This is a genomic window from Burkholderia sp. Bp9016 (assembly GCF_003857765.1).
Taxonomy (GTDB): Bacteria; Pseudomonadota; Gammaproteobacteria; order Burkholderiales; family Burkholderiaceae; genus Burkholderia.
Map to the genome: position 1 here is coordinate 102,202 of NZ_QTPY01000004.1, position 14,396 is coordinate 116,597.

A 14,396-nucleotide genomic window follows, 5' to 3' on the forward strand; every position below is an offset into this window, starting at 1 on the left:
GGGCATCGCCCGACGCATCGGCCGGACAGGAGCACTGCATGCGATACGAGCTCTATTACTGGCCCGAGATTCAGGGCCGCGGCGAATACGTACGGCTCGCGCTGGAAGCGGCCGAGGCTGACTATGTCGACGTCGCGCGGGAATCGGGGCGCGGCATGGGCATGTCGGCGATGATGCGCATGATGGACAGCACGAAGGCCGAGTGCGTGCCGTTCGCGCCGCCGTTCCTGAAAGCCGGCGACGTTGTCGTCGGGCAGACCGCGAACATCCTGCTGTTTCTCGGCGCGCGGCTCGGGCTCGCGCCCGACGACGAAGCCGGGCGGCTATGGGTGCATCAGCTCCAGCTGACCGTCGCGGATTTCGTCGTCGAGATCCACGACACGCATCACCCGATCGGCAGTGGCCTGTACTACGAGGACCAGAAGGCCGAGGCCGCCGAGCGCGCGGCCGATTTCCTCGAGCACCGGCTGCCGAAGTTCCTGGACTACTTCGATCGTGTGCTCGGCCAGAATCCGCACAAGAGCGGCTACATCGCGGGCAATGCGCTCAGTTACGCCGATCTGTCGATATTCCAGCTGATCGAAGGGCTGCGTTACGCATTCCCGAAAGCGATGAAGCGCGCGCAACACAAGGTTGCGGGACTCGTCGGCCTGCATGACCGCGTTGCGCAGCATCCTCCCGTCGCGCGCTATCTCGAGTCGGAGCGCCGCATCCCGTTCAACGACATGGGGATCTTCCGGCACTATCCGGAGCTGGACAAATAGCAGCGACTCAGGCGCCGACCGGCGTCTCGTGAAGGAGCGCCACCCAATCAGGCCATCCGCCTCGCGCAGGAACCCCGCCGTCGAGCGACGCACCGTGCGAAAACAGCGCGTCGACGCCCGTATAATCGAGCACCGAACCCGACAGCGTGACCAGCGAGAAACCGGCGAAAGGCGCTTGAGCAGCGATGCGGGCCGCTCGGGTTCCGCGTGACCCGACAGCCCGCGCCCGATGCCGAAGTGCGGACTTCATCGGAGCCGGCCTCCGGCCCATGCCGGCTCCGATGACCGTAGCGCCGCGGCCCCGCGATCAGCGCGACTGGCCGTGCTGCGTCGTCGCCGCGTCGACGGCCTCGACCGAGCGCGTCAGCCACGGGCCGATATCCATCTCCTCGTACCGCACGAGCCGGCTCTTGCGCGCGCGGCGATACGCCCACCAGATCGCGACGAACAGCGGAATCCACACGTAGATCGACAGCACTTCCATCCAGTCGATGCGGGTCGCGAAGAACGCCTGGTAATCCTGCCCGAGCGAGATCACGATGCAGACCGCGATCGCGAACAGCGGCCCGAACGGGAACCACTTCGCGCGGTACGGCAACTGGTCGAGCCGGTAGCCCTGCTTCAGGAAACCCCTGCGAAACCGGTAATGGCAGACCGCAATGCCGAGCCATGCAATGAATCCAGTGATGCCGACCGTATTGAGCAGCCACAGGTAGATGCTCTGGTTATTGGTCAGCGACGTCAGGAAGCACAGCCCGCCCACCGCCATCGTCGCGTACAGTGCGTTGCGCGGCACGCCGCCCGGCGACAGCGTCGCGAACATCGCGGGCGCACGGCCTTCGGCCGCGAGGTTGTACAGCATCCGCGTGGCCGCATACGTGCCGGAGTTGCCGGCCGACAGCACGGCCGTCAGGATCACCAGGTTCATCGCGCCGGCGGCAAGCCGGAAGCCCGCATGGCTGAACACCAGCGTGAACGGGCTCACGCCGATGTCGGTCACGTCGCTCTTCAGCAGGTTCGGGTCGGTGTACGGCACCAGCAGCCCGATCACGAAGATCGCGAACACGTAGAACAGCATGATCCGCCAGAAGATCTGCTTCACCGCGCGCGGAATCGTCTTGCGCGGGTTTTCCGATTCGCCGGCCGTGATCCCGACGAGCTCGGTTCCAAGAAACGAGAAACCCGCGATCAGCGCGACGCTCATCATCGCGTGCACGCCGCCGACGAACGGCGCGTCGCCGATCCTGAAGTTGTGCAAGCCGACCGGATGCCCGTTGCCGAGCAGGCCGGCCGCGATCAACAGCCCGGCCGCGATGAACGCGATCACGGTGACGACCTTGATCAGCGAGAACCAGTATTCGGATTCGCCGAAGCCGCGCACGGACAACGTATTCAACAGGAAGATCAGCACGAGGAACCCGGCACCCCACCATACGCCCGGGATCTCCGGAAACCAGTAGCGCATCACGATCTGCCCGGCGACCAACTCGATCGCGATCGTCACGGCCCAGCTGTACCAGTAGGTCCAGCCGAGCGCGACGCCGAAGCCTTCGTCGACGTACTTCTCGCCGTAGACCGCGAACGAGCCCGACACCGGCATCAGCGCGGCCATCTCGCCGAGCCCGGTGACGACGAAGTAGACCATCAGCCCGATCGCGATATATGCGGCGATCGCGCCACCTGGCCCCGCCTGCGCAACCGACGCGCCCGACGCGACGAACAACCCCGTGCCGATCGAACCGCCGATCGCGATCATCGCGATGTGGCGGCTCTGCAGCCGGCGCTTGAGCACCGTCCCGGACGGTGCGGCCGTCTCCGCTGCCGCTTGCAAAGCATCCATAGTGTTCACCCTGATTGGATTCGGCGCGATCGATTTGATTCGGAATACCAATCGATCGCGCCGGTTATTCGCATCGAAACCGGCGCTGCCCGACGGGCCCGCGCATCCGATGCCGCCGGCCCGTACGCGCACTGCCCCGTCAGACGACGCTGCGCTTGATCGCCTGCAGCTCGGCCGTCGTCACGATCTTCTCGATCCGGAAGCGCGAACTTTCCAGCCACTCGTTCGCGATCCGCCGGTATTCGTCGAGATCCTCGCACGCGAGTCGCACGAGAAAATCGAACGTGCCGCTGACGAGCCAGCAATCGAGCACGGCCGGATTCGCCCGCATCTCGTCCTCGAACGGCGCCTGCGAACGCCCGTGATCGGCCAGCACGATCTGCGCGATCACGACGATCGGCTTGGTCGCGCGCGGCGCCTTGATCACCGCGCGGTAGCCTTCGATCACGCCGAGCGCCTCGAGCCGTTCCACGCGCGCCTGACACGGGCGCGGCGTGAGGTTCACGAGCTCCGACAGCTTCCGGTACGAGATCCGTCCGTCGGTGCGCAGGATGTCGAGGATCCGTAGATCGATCTTGTCGAGCTGCATCTTCTTGTCGGTCATCCGCGTTCGCTCCGGTCGGGTCGTGGCTGGTGCGCGGAGCGTCTCCTCCAGTTCCGCGCGGGGGCCACATTATCCGGCCGAAGCGGACGCGCGCCAATCGGCTAGAACCGCAGCGACAGGCAGGTCAGGCCGCCGTCCATCTTGCGGAACTCGCTCGTGTCGATCACGTGCAGCGGCAGCCCGAGCGAGCCGATCGCGTCGTGCACGCGCGGATAGCCGGCCGGCGTGATCAGCGTGCCGTTCACGCGCAGCGTGTTGCCCGCATATTCGTCGGCGGTCGAGATCGCGATCCGGCGATAGTCGGCGAACGCCGGATGTGCGGCCAGCGCCTCCGTCACGAGCAGCGTGTCGTCGCCGAGCGCGTTGACGACCGACTTCAGGTGCAGGCCGGCGCCGACCGGCACCGCGACGACCGAATAGCCGTAGCGCGACACCAGCGATTCGAACGCGGCGATGCCTTCGGCGTCGGTGCGGCTCGTCAGGCCGATGTAGAAGCGCTTGCCGACCAGCATCACGTCGCCGCCATCGAGACGGCCTGCCTGCATCGGCAGCAGGTCGCGATGCGCGCCGAGCGCCGCTTCGATATGCGCCGTCTCGCCGCGCCGTGCCGGCGCGCCGGGTCGCGTGATCACCGCGAATTCGGGCGTCACGACGGCGACGTCCTCGACGAAGTGCGAATCGGGGAACGCGTCCAGCGGCGGCAGCTCGGTCAGCTCGACGCCGAGCCCGCGCAGCGCGTCGCAGTATGCGTGGAACTGCGTGAGCGTCTTGTCGTAGTCCGGCGCACCGAGCACGGCGGTGGTGAGACCCGCGCCACAGGACGGCGCGGGACGGCGAACGATCGCTTGCGTGAATTGCATCGACTTCTCCATGGTCATCGCTTCCCCCATGCGGCGCACGGGGCAGCTGCGTTGTGTCCGGACCATTATCGGAAGCCAAATTGCGCAATTCGCGTCGATTTCGCGGGTGTCCGCAGCCGATCGCGTCGAATTGCATGCGCGATGCAGCGGATTCGGCAGGCCGCCTCCGACGGCGGCTCAAACGGCCGCCGAAGGTACCTGCGCGACGCGTCGCAACCGTTACGCGAGCGGCTCGAACCCCATCTGCGCGCGGCCGGGTGCGGTGAGATCGCCCACCACTGCCCGCCCGTCGAAGTCGACCTCGAAATGGTCTGCCGGGAAATCGGGCGGGCTGTCGCCGCGCAGGAACGCGAGCCGCTGGCGCTGCAGGTATGCATCGTTCTTCGCGCAACCGGGCGCGGCCGCGATGTACATCACGTTGCTGTCCCCGCTGCCGCGATGCGCATCCTCGACCGCGTGCACGACGTCGCAATGCCAGAACACCGCATCGCCCGGCTCCATGTGCGGGATCGGCACCAGCGCGTCGAGCAGCAGCGCATGCCATTCCGGCAGGATCGACAACGCGCGGCCCGGACGTGCGCCGCACAGGTCATCGTCGGCGACGTCGTCCTGCAGCGCGCGCAGCACGACATACGCCATTGCGTTCGCGACCGGAATCAGCTGCAGCGTGCCGTCGCCGGGCCCTTGCGGCGTCAGCGCGGTCCAGCCCTGGAACGTGCGGAACATCGAGCACACGGCCGGCGACGGAATCTCCTCGACCTCCGGGCGGAACGCCGCGTCGAACGGATCGTAATCGCGCCACCGGCCGGCCAGCACGTGTCGGTAAACCTGCCGGAAATTCGCGCCGAGCCAGCGTTCGACCGAGCCGCCGTCGACGTGCGGCGACAGCCCGAGCGACGTCGAACCGGGCGGCCGGCGGCGGATCCGGTCCGCGTAGGCCGGCACCTGATCGGGATCGAAATGTGAGCGCGCGCCGTCCGCATGGCGCCACAGGCGGTTCAGGAACACGCGTGCCTGCGTGAGTGCCGGCGACTGGCGCGCGGCCACCTGCGGCTTCGACCAGTAGACGCCAAAGATCTGCGGCTTGCTCGACGCGAGGTTGCCGAAGTAGCGATCCTCCGCGCGCGCATGCAGACGCTCGGCAAAGCGGTTCGACTCCAGATAGGCGCAGATCTCGTCGTTCCAGTCGCGCGCCTGCCGCGCGTCGAACACCCCGCGGATCACCGCCGCGCCGCGCGTGCGGATCGCGGCAATCGCGCCCGGATCGACCGTGCCGTTCGCGATATCCGCGAATTGCAGCACCGGAATCACATCGTGGCCGTGCGCGTGCGCGCGGCGGATCGCGTCGACCTGTCGCGCGATGTCGCCCTCCAGTTCGCGGAACGTGGCCGCGTAGCCGGGCAGATCGGCGCGCAGCGCCTGTTTCGCCGCGCCAATCGCGACGGGCAGATCGTCAATCGTCAGGTGCATCGTTGTCTCCTCGCTGAATCGTGTCGTGACAAGTGCTCAGCGTACGGCCGCCGCGCGTCCTGCAACGACACTATTCAGCCAACAATCGATACAATCCTGACAACCGATATCATTCGGCCCGGTGACACGCCACGCATAGCTTGTTGCCGTCCGGGTCGCGGAAATACGCACCGTAATAGTCGGGGTGATAATGCGGCCGCAGCCCCGGCGGCCCTTCGCAGGTGCCGCCCTGCTGCAGTGCGAGCGCATGGCAGCGATCGACCTGCGCGCGCGTCTGCGCGGCGAACGCGATCGTATGGCCGTTGCCCGGTTCCGGCGTGCGGCCGTCGAGCGGGCGGCCGAAGAAGAACAGCGGACGGTCGGTATCGGCCGGCATCCAGCCCGACCAGCCGTCCGGCTCGCTGAACTTCAGACGCAGCCCGAGTGCCGAGAGCAGCGGCGCATAGAAGTCGTACGCGCGCGCGGTATCGCCGACACCCACGCAAACATGTGAAAACATGGCATCGCTCCGTCGTGACGAATGCTCACGATCATGCCACGGCGCGTTGTCTGCTCCCGCTGGAGGCCGCGATGAAACCGCAGTATGAGCACGTGACGTTCGCCCCCGGCTGTTCGATCCGCGTGTACCACCGCCAGCTCGCGCGCATTCCGTTCGAATGGCACCGCCATCCCGAATACGAACTGACGCTGACGCTCAACAGCCGCGGCCGGCGCTTCGTCGGCGATCACGTCGCCAGCTACGCGGACGAGGACCTGGTACTCGTACCGCCCAACCTGCCGCATACGTGGTCGTCGAACGCGCGCATCGATCGCGATGCGCCCGAAGTCGCGCTCGTCGTCTGGTTCGATGGCGACTGGGCGCGACGCATGGCCGACTGCTGCCCCGAGTACGCGCCGCTGCGCTCGCTGCTGCGGCGCGCGACGCCCGGGCTGAGCTTTGCAGCCGGCACGGCCCGCGCGATGCGCGCACGGCTGCCGCAGTTGCTCGATCCATCGCCGCGCATCCGCCTCGCGGCCGCACTCGACACGCTCGCCGATCTCGCGGAAGCCGGCGGCGAGCCGCTCGCCACCGCGCAGGCGTATGGCCGGCCCGCTGCACCAGCCACGTCCGTGGCCGCCGACGTCGCCGCGCCGGAGGCCGAACGCCTCGACCGCGTGCTCGATACGATCGACCGGCACTTCCACGAACCGCTGCGCGTCGACGCACTCGCCGCGGCGGCACACATGTCCGAACGCACGCTGCAGCGGCTCTTCGTGCGGCACCTCGGCGAAAGCGTCGGCCGCTACGTGCAGCGGCTGCGGCTCGCGCATGCGTGCCGGCATCTGGTCGGCACCGACTGGCCGATCGCGACGGTGGCCGTGCGCTGCGGCATTCCGAACGCGGCGAACTTCAACCGCCAGTTTCTTGCCGCGCGCGGGATGACACCGGGCGCATACCGGCAGTTCTTCGTGCAGCACGGCCACGCGCCCGATAACGGCGCGTCGCCGCTCGATACGCGGCCGCCGTCGCTGGAACACCGCACCGGATCGGGCCGGCTTCGGCCGCACAAATGAAAACACCCCGGCGGGATGACCCACCGGGGTGTCGAGGCGTTGCGCCTGCCGGACGCGAGCGGCCTCGCGGCCGTTCGCGCCACGCACGACTTAACGTGCGCTGATCGGCTTCGCTTCGCGCGGCGTGTCGCCGATGAACAGCTGACGCGGACGGCCGATCTTCTGCTCGGGATCGGCAATCATTTCGTTCCACTGTGCGATCCAGCCGACCGTACGTGCCATTGCGAAGATACACGTGAACATCGACGTCGGGATGCCCAGCGCGCGCTGAACGATACCCGAGTAGAAGTCGACGTTAGGGTACAGCTTGCGCGACACGAAGTACTCGTCTTCCAGCGCGATCTTCTCGAGCTGCATCGCGAGCTTGAACAGCGGGTCGTCGTGCAGGCCCAGTTCGTTCAGCACTTCGTAGCACGTTTCGCGCATCAGCTTCGCACGCGGGTCGTAGTTCTTGTACACACGGTGACCGAAGCCCATCAGCTTCACGCCCGAATTCTTGTCCTTCACCTGCTTGATGAATTCGGGAATGTTGTCCGGCGAGCCGATCTGCTCGAGCATGTTCAGCGCGGCTTCGTTCGCACCACCGTGCGCCGGGCCCCACAGACAGGCGATACCGGCTGCGATACATGCAAACGGGTTCGCGCCCGACGAGCCGGCCAGACGGACGGTCGACGTCGATGCGTTCTGCTCGTGATCGGCGTGCAGGATCAGGATACGGTCGAGTGCGCGGACGAGCACGTCGTTGACCTTGTACTCTTCGCACGGGTTCGAGAACATCATGTGCATGAAGTTCGCGCTGTACGACAGCTCGTTCTTCGGATACACGAACGGCTGGCCGATGCTGAACTTGTACGCCATCGCGACGAGCGTCGGCAGCTTCGCGATCATGCGGATCGCCGACACTTCGCGGTGACGCGGGTCGTTGATGTCGAGCGAGTCGTGATAGAACGCCGACAGTGCGCCGACGGCCGCCACCAGCACTGCCATCGGGTGCGCATCGCGACGGAAGCCGCGGAAGAAGAAGTGCATCTGCTCGTGCACCATCGTGTGCTTCGTGACGGTGTCGACGAATTCCTTCTTCTGCGCTGCATTCGGCAGTTCACCCTTCAGCAGCAGATAGCAGGACTCGAGGAAGTCCGCGTTTTGCGCGAGGTTGTCGATCGGGTAGCCGCGGTACAGCAGTTCGCCCTTGTCGCCGTCGATGTACGTGATCGCCGAATTACAAGCTGCCGTCGACATGAAGCCCGGGTCATACGTGAACTTGCCGGTCTGGCCGTACAGCTTGCGGATGTCGATTACGTCCGGGCCCATCGTGCCCTTGTAGATCGGCATTTCGACGCTCGGCGAGTTGTCGCTGAACGATAGCGTGGCTTTAACATCAGACGGAGTCATGGCACATCCTCAATCGAAATAAAGAAACGGGATTCGATAACGGGCGTAACGCGTTACACGTTGCGCAGCATCTCCAACAGCCGGTGAATATCCGGGCTGTCTAGGTCGCCTTCTGGTTCCTTGCGCGCGAGGAGCAAGTCCATCAGGTCGTTGTCGCTCAGATCGAGCAGGCGCGACAACGCGCCTACGTCTGCATCGGTGAGGTCATGCTCGTATCTGCCGAAGAACCGTTCGAAAACGATGTCGTTCTCCAGCAGACCCCGTCGCGCGCGCCAGCGAAGGCGCGCGCGACGGTGCGGGTCGGATTGATGCGAATCGTCGCTCATACGACCTTAAACCGCGCGGCGAACCATCAGTTCCTTGATCTTGCCGATCGCCTTCGTCGGGTTCAGGCCCTTCGGGCAAACGTCGACGCAGTTCATGATCGTGTGGCAACGGAACAGACGGTACGGATCTTCCAGGTTGTCGAGACGCTCGCCGGTGGCGGTGTCGCGGCTATCCGCGATGAAGCGGTAAGCCTGCAGCAGGCCGGCCGGGCCGACGAACTTGTCCGGGTTCCACCAGAAGCTCGGGCACGACGTCGAGCAGCTCGCGCACAGAATGCACTCGTACACGCCGTCGAGCTCGTCGCGTTCTTCCGGCGACTGGAGGCGCTCCTTCTCCGGCGGCGGCGCGTCGTTGATCAGGTACGGCTTGATCGAGTGATACTGGTTGAAGAAGTGCGTCATGTCGACGATCAGGTCGCGCACGACGGGCAGGCCCGGCAGCGGGCGCAGCACGATCTTCTGCGGCAGGTCGTTCAGGTTCGTCAGGCACGCGAGACCGTTCTTGCCGTTGATGTTCATCGCGTCCGAACCGCACACGCCCTCACGGCACGAGCGGCGGAACGACAGCGTCTCGTCCACTGCCTTCAGCTTGACCAGTGCGTCGAGCAGCATGCGTTCATGCTTGATCTCGAGCTCGTACGTCTGCATGCGCGGTGCCGCGTCCTTGTCCGGATCGTAGCGGTAGACTTCAAAAATGCGTTTTGCCATTTCGGATTCCTTTGACTCGGCTTAGAACGTGCGCGGCTTCGGCGGCACGGATTCGACCGTCAGCGGCTTCATTTGAACCGGCTTGTAGTCGAGGCGATCGCCTTCGCTGTACCACAGCGTGTGGCGCAGCCAGTTGTCGTCGTCGCGGTGTTCGTAATCGCTGTGTGCGTGCGCGCCACGGCTTTCCTTGCGCGCTTCCGCCGACACCATCGTCGCGCGGGCCACTTCGATCAGGTTCTCCAGCTCGAGCGCTTCGACGCGCGCGGTGTTGAACACCTTCGACTTGTCCTTCAGGTGGATGTTTTCCACGCGGGCCTTCAGGTCGGCCATCTGCTCGACACCTTCCTTGAGCAGCGCCGACGTGCGGAACACGCCTGCATGCTTCTGCATCGTCGAACGGATGTCGTTCGCGACGTCCTGCGTGTACTCGCCCGAGCTCGACTTCTCGAGCTTCGCCAGGCGTGCCAGCGAGAATTCGCCTGCATCAGCCGGCAGCGGCTTGTGTTCCTTCTGGTTCTTCACGTGCTCGACGATGTGGTTGCCGGCCGCACGGCCGAACACCACGAGGTCCAGCAGCGAGTTCGTGCCGAGACGGTTCGCGCCGTGCACGGACACGCACGAGCATTCGCCCACTGCGTAGAAGCCGTTGACCGGTTCCTTGTGATCGCGCGACGTGCCGACGACCTGACCGTGGATGTTGGTCGGGATGCCGCCCATCTGGTAGTGGATCGTCGGGACGACCGGGATCGGCTCCTTGATCGCATCGACGTTCGCGAACTTCAGCGCGATTTCGCGGATCGACGGCAGACGCTTCATGATCGTCTCTGCGCCGATGTGCGACAGGTCGAGCAGCACGTGGTCCTTGTTCGGACCGACGCCGCGGCCTTCCTTGATTTCCTGGTCCATCGAACGCGACACGAAGTCACGCGGCGCCAGATCCTTCAGCGTCGGTGCGTAGCGCTCCATGAAACGCTCGCCGTTCGCATTGCGCAGAATGCCGCCTTCGCCGCGCACGCCTTCGGTGATCAGCACGCCCGCACCGGCCACGCCGGTCGGGTGGAACTGCCAGAACTCCATGTCCTGCAGCGCGATGCCCGAGCGGGCTGCCATGCCGAGGCCGTCGCCGGTGTTGATGAACGCGTTGGTCGATGCCGCGAAGATCCGGCCTGCGCCGCCCGTCGCGAACAGCGTCGTCTTGCCTTCCATGATGTAGACGTCACCCGTCTCCATCTCGAGGGCCGTCACGCCCAGCACGTCGCCGTCGGCGTCGCGGATCAGGTCGAGCGCCATCCACTCGACGAAGAACTGCGTCTTCGCTTCGACGTTCTGCTGGTACAGCGTGTGCAGCAGCGCGTGACCGGTACGGTCGGCAGCCGCGCAAGCGCGCTGGACGGGCTTCTCGCCGTAGTTCGCGGTGTGGCCGCCGAACGGACGCTGGTAGATCGTGCCGTCGGCGTTACGGTCGAACGGCATGCCGAAGTGTTCCAGTTCGTACACGACGTTCGGTGCTTCGCGGCACATGAACTCGATCGCGTCCTGGTCGCCGAGCCAGTCGGAACCCTTGATCGTGTCGTAGAAGTGGAAGTGCCAGTTGTCTTCGCTCATGTTGCCGAGCGAGGCGCCGATGCCGCCCTGCGCGGCCACCGTGTGCGAACGCGTCGGGAACACCTTCGACAGCACGCCGACCGACAGGCCCGCGCGCGACAGTTGCAGCGCTGCGCGCAAGCCCGAGCCGCCCGCGCCGACGATCACCACGTCGAACTTGCGGCGCGGCAGGGAAGTTTTGATTGCAGCCATTCTTTACACTCTCCAGAGAATCTGCGCGGCGTAGCCCGCACATGCGAGCAGCCAGACGATGGTCAGCGATTGCAGCAGCAGGCGCACACCGACGGGCTTCACGTAGTCCATCCAGATGTCGCGCACGCCGACCCATGCGTGGTAGAAGAGGGAAAGCAGCGTCACGAAGGTCGCGAGCTTCATCCATTGTGCGGAGAAGATCGATGCCCAGCCTTCGTACGAGAAATCATGCGCGCCGAAGAACAGGACGAGCAGAATGACCGTGTAGACCGCCATGATCGTGGCGGTGACGCGCTGCGCAAGCCAGTCGCGCAGACCATAATGAGCGCCGACGACGAGGCGCTTCGAGCCGATTCGGTTGTTGGCTGCCATTTTCTTAGAATGCTCCGAACAGTTTGAGTGCCATGGCGATCGTCAGGGCGATCGAGACGACAAAGACGACGACTGCCGTCCGCTTGCCGCCTTCCTTCGTGACGGCGTCGTGGTTGACGTCCATCAGCAGGTGGCGAATGCCGGCGCAGAAATGGTGGAAGAACGCCCACGACAGCGCGAGGACGATCAACTTGACGACGATGTTGGAGAGGAAAGCCTTGAAGACTTCGAAGCTGAGCTCGGAGGTGAGGCTCTGGTCGAAGAGGAACAGCAGGAACGGCAGGAACAGGAACAGCAGCGCGCCGCTGATTCGATGGAGGATCGACAATATCGCTGCCAGCGGCATGCGGTATTTCATCGTGATATCGCCGAATCCGATGTTCCGGTATTCCGGCCTCGGCTTTCTTACTGCGTCAGTCATGCTAGACCCCTACTATGTTGTCACACTAATCCGCAATTTTAGCGCCTTTTTATATCGCGCTGCAGCGAAAGTCTGCTCTGGATCGTTACGCGAACGAGAATAAAGGCGGCCCGAAACGTGCTACGTGAAGGTGGGAAACCCGCATGCACGCTGCTTGTGCCGATACGTCGTCAGCTCAAGTCATTCTGATAGTAATACCCGGTTGTGACATACCAGCCGCGTCGCACTTCCACTGGCCGGTCGCCATATGTATAGGACACGCGCTCGACCGAAAGCAATGGGAAACCCGCCGGCACGTGCAGCAGGTCGGCCACGGCCGGCTCCGCCGCCACGGCGCGGATCTTTTCCGTCGCGCGGATCATCCGCGTGCCGAACTCCGTCTCGAACATCGCGTAGAGCGGCCCCTTGTACTCGCTGAGCCGCTCGAACGTGAGCCCCCGGAACATCGCGCCCGGCAGCCAGATTTCGTCGAGCACCGTCACTTCGCTGTCGAATTCCAGCAGGCGCCGCACCTGCACGACCGGATCGGCCGGCTTCAGGTCGAGTTGCCGCGCGATCTCGGCCGGCGCGCGCAGGCGCCGGCATTCGAGCAGGCGGCTCACGTGCGGGTGCTCGGCACCGTCGTCGGCCAGCAAACGAAGGAAGCGGAACTGCGCGCGATCTTCGTTGTGCGTTGCAACAAAAGTACCCTTGCCCTGCCGGCGAACCACGAGGTTTTCGGCGGCCAGTTCGTCAATCGCCTTGCGAACGGTGCCCTGGCTGACCTTGTAACGGGCCGCAAGCTCCACTTCGCTCGGGATGATCTCGCCCGGCTTCCATTCACCGGTTTCGAGACTTTGCGTGATCAATGACTTGATCTGCTGGTATAACGGACTGAAAGTCGGCGACGGAGAAGCGGCAGGCGTCGGCACGGAATCGCCCGCGCCCGGCTGCCCTTGGCTGCCTGCGCCGGTCGGATTCGCGTTGTTCGCCTGGTTCGATGTCATGGCGCGCATTTCATCACAAACCGCGCTTTTTCGTCCACTCAAATTCCGCAAAACATCTGTCTTATATAAGACATATGATACCGTTGACTTTGGGCCCGACGGCTCCTACACTCCGGGGCGAGCAAGGGTTCGCAGGTGCAAATACGCGTCCCCGGCTACGTGCCACGGCCGTCTCCAGGTTCACCGCGTCTGCCTTTCGCGAGTCCCCAGCCCTGCTTCAATGCAACGCTACGCATAACGCGCATAGAATGGCGTTTTTGCCTCGCGTCCACCGCTTCACCCGTCCTGGAGATTTTCAATGGCTAAGCCCGCAAAGCGCGTTGCCGTCACCGGCGCCGCAGGTCAAATCGCTTACTCCCTGCTGTTCCGCATCGCGAACGGCGACCTGCTCGGCAAGGACCAGCCGGTCATCCTGCAACTGCTCGACCTCCCGCAAGCCCAAGCCGCCGTCAAAGGCGTCGTGATGGAACTCGACGATTGCGCGTTCCCGCTGCTCGCGGGCGTCGTGATCACCGATGATCCGAAGGTTGCATTCAAGGATGCAGACGTCGCACTGCTGGTCGGCGCACGTCCGCGCTCGAAGGGCATGGAGCGCAAGGACCTGCTGTCGGCAAACGCCGAGATCTTCACGGTCCAGGGCGCCGCACTGAACGAAGTCGCGAGCCGCGACGTCAAGGTGCTGGTCGTCGGCAACCCGGCAAACACCAACGCATACATCGCAATGAAGTCGGCTCCGGATCTGCCGAAGAAGAACTTCACGGCCATGCTGCGCCTCGACCACAACCGTGCGCTGTCGCAACTGGCAGCCAAGTCGGGCAAGCCGGTCGCATCGATCGAGAAGCTCGCAGTGTGGGGCAACCACTCGCCGACGATGTACCCGGACTTCCGCTTCGCGACCGTCGAAGGCGAATCGCTGCTGAAGCTGATCAACGACGACGTGTGGAACCGCGACACGTTCATCCCGACCGTCGGCAAGCGCGGCGCGGCGATCATCGAAGCGCGCGGCCTGTCGTCGGCCGCATCGGCAGCCAACGCGGCGATCGACCACGTCCGTGACTGGGTGCTCGGCACGAACGGCAAGTGGGTTACGATGGGTATCCCGTCGGACGGCTCGTACGGCATCCCTGAAGACATCATCTACGGCGTGCCGGTCGTTTGCGAAAACGGCGAGTACAAGCGTATCGAAGGCCTGGAAATCGACGCGTTCTCGCGCGAGAAGATGGACGGCACGCTGGCCGAGCTGCTCGAAGAGCGCGACGGCGTCGCTCACCTGCTGAAGAACTAAGCAGGGATGCACTGCCG

At 64.8% G+C, this 14,396-nt stretch carries 16 protein-coding genes; 3 read left to right on the plus strand and 13 right to left on the minus strand.

The genetic code is table 11. The annotated features are described in order from the left end of the window. Positions 1-38 precede the first annotated feature (38 nt). Positions 39-764 carry a glutathione S-transferase gene (locus DIE13_RS06590; RefSeq protein WP_124826392.1) on the plus strand — a complete coding sequence of 242 codons (726 nt, stop codon included), beginning with the start codon at positions 39-41 and terminating at the stop codon, positions 762-764. A gap of 7 nt (positions 765-771) precedes the next feature. Here DIE13_RS06590 and DIE13_RS06595 read toward each other — a convergent pair whose 3' ends face one another. From DIE13_RS06595 to DIE13_RS06620, 6 genes are all read right to left on the minus strand, one after another. Further along, complete coding sequence (locus DIE13_RS06595; protein WP_124826393.1) at positions 772-1,014, minus strand: hypothetical protein; 243 nt, start codon at positions 1,012-1,014, stop codon at positions 772-774. A 57-nt stretch (positions 1,015-1,071) separates the two neighbouring features. Then, the gene (locus DIE13_RS06600; protein ID WP_124826394.1) at positions 1,072-2,604 is read right to left on the minus strand and encodes an amino acid permease; all 1,533 of its coding nucleotides are present in this window, start codon (positions 2,602-2,604) and stop codon (positions 1,072-1,074) included. A gap of 139 nt (positions 2,605-2,743) precedes the next feature. Further along, positions 2,744-3,208 (minus strand): Lrp/AsnC family transcriptional regulator, encoded by a 465-nt coding sequence (locus DIE13_RS06605; RefSeq protein WP_124826395.1) that lies wholly within the window; start codon positions 3,206-3,208, stop codon positions 2,744-2,746. A 101-nt stretch (positions 3,209-3,309) separates the two neighbouring features. Next, the gene (locus tag DIE13_RS06610; RefSeq protein WP_124826396.1) at positions 3,310-4,068 is read right to left on the minus strand and encodes a dimethylarginine dimethylaminohydrolase family protein; all 759 of its coding nucleotides are present in this window, start codon (positions 4,066-4,068) and stop codon (positions 3,310-3,312) included. A gap of 219 nt (positions 4,069-4,287) precedes the next feature. Continuing rightward, positions 4,288-5,538 (minus strand): DUF1479 domain-containing protein, encoded by a 1,251-nt coding sequence (locus DIE13_RS06615; protein ID WP_124826397.1) that lies wholly within the window; start codon positions 5,536-5,538, stop codon positions 4,288-4,290. Between the two features lie 109 nt (positions 5,539-5,647). Beyond that, positions 5,648-6,037, minus strand: coding sequence for a VOC family protein (locus tag DIE13_RS06620; RefSeq protein ID WP_124826398.1), 390 nt, complete (start codon positions 6,035-6,037; stop codon positions 5,648-5,650). A gap of 71 nt (positions 6,038-6,108) precedes the next feature. Here DIE13_RS06620 and DIE13_RS06625 point away from each other — a divergent pair, with 71 nt between their 5' ends. Next, positions 6,109-7,092, plus strand: a complete 984-nt coding sequence (locus DIE13_RS06625; RefSeq protein ID WP_124826399.1) for an AraC family transcriptional regulator — start codon at positions 6,109-6,111, stop codon at positions 7,090-7,092. 90 nt (positions 7,093-7,182) lie between these two features. Here DIE13_RS06625 and gltA read toward each other — a convergent pair whose 3' ends face one another. The 7 genes from gltA to DIE13_RS06660 all read right to left on the minus strand — a co-directional run bounded on the left by gltA (position 7,183) and on the right by DIE13_RS06660 (position 13,103). Continuing rightward, positions 7,183-8,484, minus strand: a complete 1,302-nt coding sequence (gene gltA / locus DIE13_RS06630) for a citrate synthase (protein ID WP_096503987.1) — start codon at positions 8,482-8,484, stop codon at positions 7,183-7,185. A 53-nt stretch (positions 8,485-8,537) separates the two neighbouring features. After that, positions 8,538-8,810 carry a succinate dehydrogenase assembly factor 2 gene (locus DIE13_RS06635; protein ID WP_011548107.1) on the minus strand — a complete coding sequence of 91 codons (273 nt, stop codon included), beginning with the start codon at positions 8,808-8,810 and terminating at the stop codon, positions 8,538-8,540. 6 nt (positions 8,811-8,816) lie between these two features. Further along, positions 8,817-9,518, minus strand: a complete 702-nt coding sequence (locus DIE13_RS06640; RefSeq protein WP_038570896.1) for a succinate dehydrogenase iron-sulfur subunit — start codon at positions 9,516-9,518, stop codon at positions 8,817-8,819. 21 nt (positions 9,519-9,539) lie between these two features. After that, on the minus strand, positions 9,540-11,315 hold the full coding sequence (gene sdhA / locus DIE13_RS06645; RefSeq protein WP_124826400.1) for a succinate dehydrogenase flavoprotein subunit: 1,776 nt from the start codon (positions 11,313-11,315) through the stop codon (positions 9,540-9,542). A gap of 3 nt (positions 11,316-11,318) precedes the next feature. Continuing rightward, on the minus strand, positions 11,319-11,687 hold the full coding sequence (gene sdhD, locus DIE13_RS06650) for a succinate dehydrogenase, hydrophobic membrane anchor protein (protein WP_006399546.1): 369 nt from the start codon (positions 11,685-11,687) through the stop codon (positions 11,319-11,321). A gap of 4 nt (positions 11,688-11,691) precedes the next feature. Beyond that, positions 11,692-12,108, minus strand: a complete 417-nt coding sequence (gene sdhC, locus DIE13_RS06655; RefSeq protein WP_124826401.1) for a succinate dehydrogenase, cytochrome b556 subunit — start codon at positions 12,106-12,108, stop codon at positions 11,692-11,694. Positions 12,109-12,278: 170 nt separating this feature from the next. After that, positions 12,279-13,103: a GntR family transcriptional regulator gene (locus DIE13_RS06660; protein ID WP_124826402.1), complete on the minus strand. Its 825-nt coding sequence runs from the start codon at positions 13,101-13,103 to the stop codon at positions 12,279-12,281. A gap of 289 nt (positions 13,104-13,392) precedes the next feature. Here DIE13_RS06660 and DIE13_RS06665 point away from each other — a divergent pair, with 289 nt between their 5' ends. Continuing rightward, positions 13,393-14,379: a malate dehydrogenase gene (locus DIE13_RS06665; protein ID WP_014899969.1), complete on the plus strand. Its 987-nt coding sequence runs from the start codon at positions 13,393-13,395 to the stop codon at positions 14,377-14,379. Positions 14,380-14,396 lie beyond the last annotated feature (17 nt).

What these genes read in the sequence shown, in the direction of transcription:
- DIE13_RS06590 (WP_124826392.1), top strand. Translation starts at nt 39, where the DNA reads ATGCGATACGAGCTCTATTACTGGCCCGAGATTCAGGGCCGCGGCGAA.
- DIE13_RS06595 (WP_124826393.1), bottom strand. Translation starts at nt 1,014, where the DNA reads ATGAAGTCCGCACTTCGGCATCGGGCGCGGGCTGTCGGGTCACGCGGA.
- DIE13_RS06600 (WP_124826394.1), bottom strand. Translation starts at nt 2,604, where the DNA reads ATGGATGCTTTGCAAGCGGCAGCGGAGACGGCCGCACCGTCCGGGACG.
- DIE13_RS06605 (WP_124826395.1), bottom strand. Translation starts at nt 3,208, where the DNA reads ATGACCGACAAGAAGATGCAGCTCGACAAGATCGATCTACGGATCCTC.
- DIE13_RS06610 (WP_124826396.1), bottom strand. Translation starts at nt 4,068, where the DNA reads ATGCAATTCACGCAAGCGATCGTTCGCCGTCCCGCGCCGTCCTGTGGC.
- DIE13_RS06615 (WP_124826397.1), bottom strand. Translation starts at nt 5,538, where the DNA reads ATGCACCTGACGATTGACGATCTGCCCGTCGCGATTGGCGCGGCGAAA.
- DIE13_RS06620 (WP_124826398.1), bottom strand. Translation starts at nt 6,037, where the DNA reads ATGTTTTCACATGTTTGCGTGGGTGTCGGCGATACCGCGCGCGCGTAC.
- DIE13_RS06625 (WP_124826399.1), top strand. Translation starts at nt 6,109, where the DNA reads ATGAAACCGCAGTATGAGCACGTGACGTTCGCCCCCGGCTGTTCGATC.
- gltA (WP_096503987.1), bottom strand. Translation starts at nt 8,484, where the DNA reads ATGACTCCGTCTGATGTTAAAGCCACGCTATCGTTCAGCGACAACTCG.
- DIE13_RS06635 (WP_011548107.1), bottom strand. Translation starts at nt 8,810, where the DNA reads ATGAGCGACGATTCGCATCAATCCGACCCGCACCGTCGCGCGCGCCTT.
- DIE13_RS06640 (WP_038570896.1), bottom strand. Translation starts at nt 9,518, where the DNA reads ATGGCAAAACGCATTTTTGAAGTCTACCGCTACGATCCGGACAAGGAC.
- sdhA (WP_124826400.1), bottom strand. Translation starts at nt 11,315, where the DNA reads ATGGCTGCAATCAAAACTTCCCTGCCGCGCCGCAAGTTCGACGTGGTG.
- sdhD (WP_006399546.1), bottom strand. Translation starts at nt 11,687, where the DNA reads ATGGCAGCCAACAACCGAATCGGCTCGAAGCGCCTCGTCGTCGGCGCT.
- sdhC (WP_124826401.1), bottom strand. Translation starts at nt 12,108, where the DNA reads ATGACTGACGCAGTAAGAAAGCCGAGGCCGGAATACCGGAACATCGGA.
- DIE13_RS06660 (WP_124826402.1), bottom strand. Translation starts at nt 13,103, where the DNA reads ATGCGCGCCATGACATCGAACCAGGCGAACAACGCGAATCCGACCGGC.
- DIE13_RS06665 (WP_014899969.1), top strand. Translation starts at nt 13,393, where the DNA reads ATGGCTAAGCCCGCAAAGCGCGTTGCCGTCACCGGCGCCGCAGGTCAA.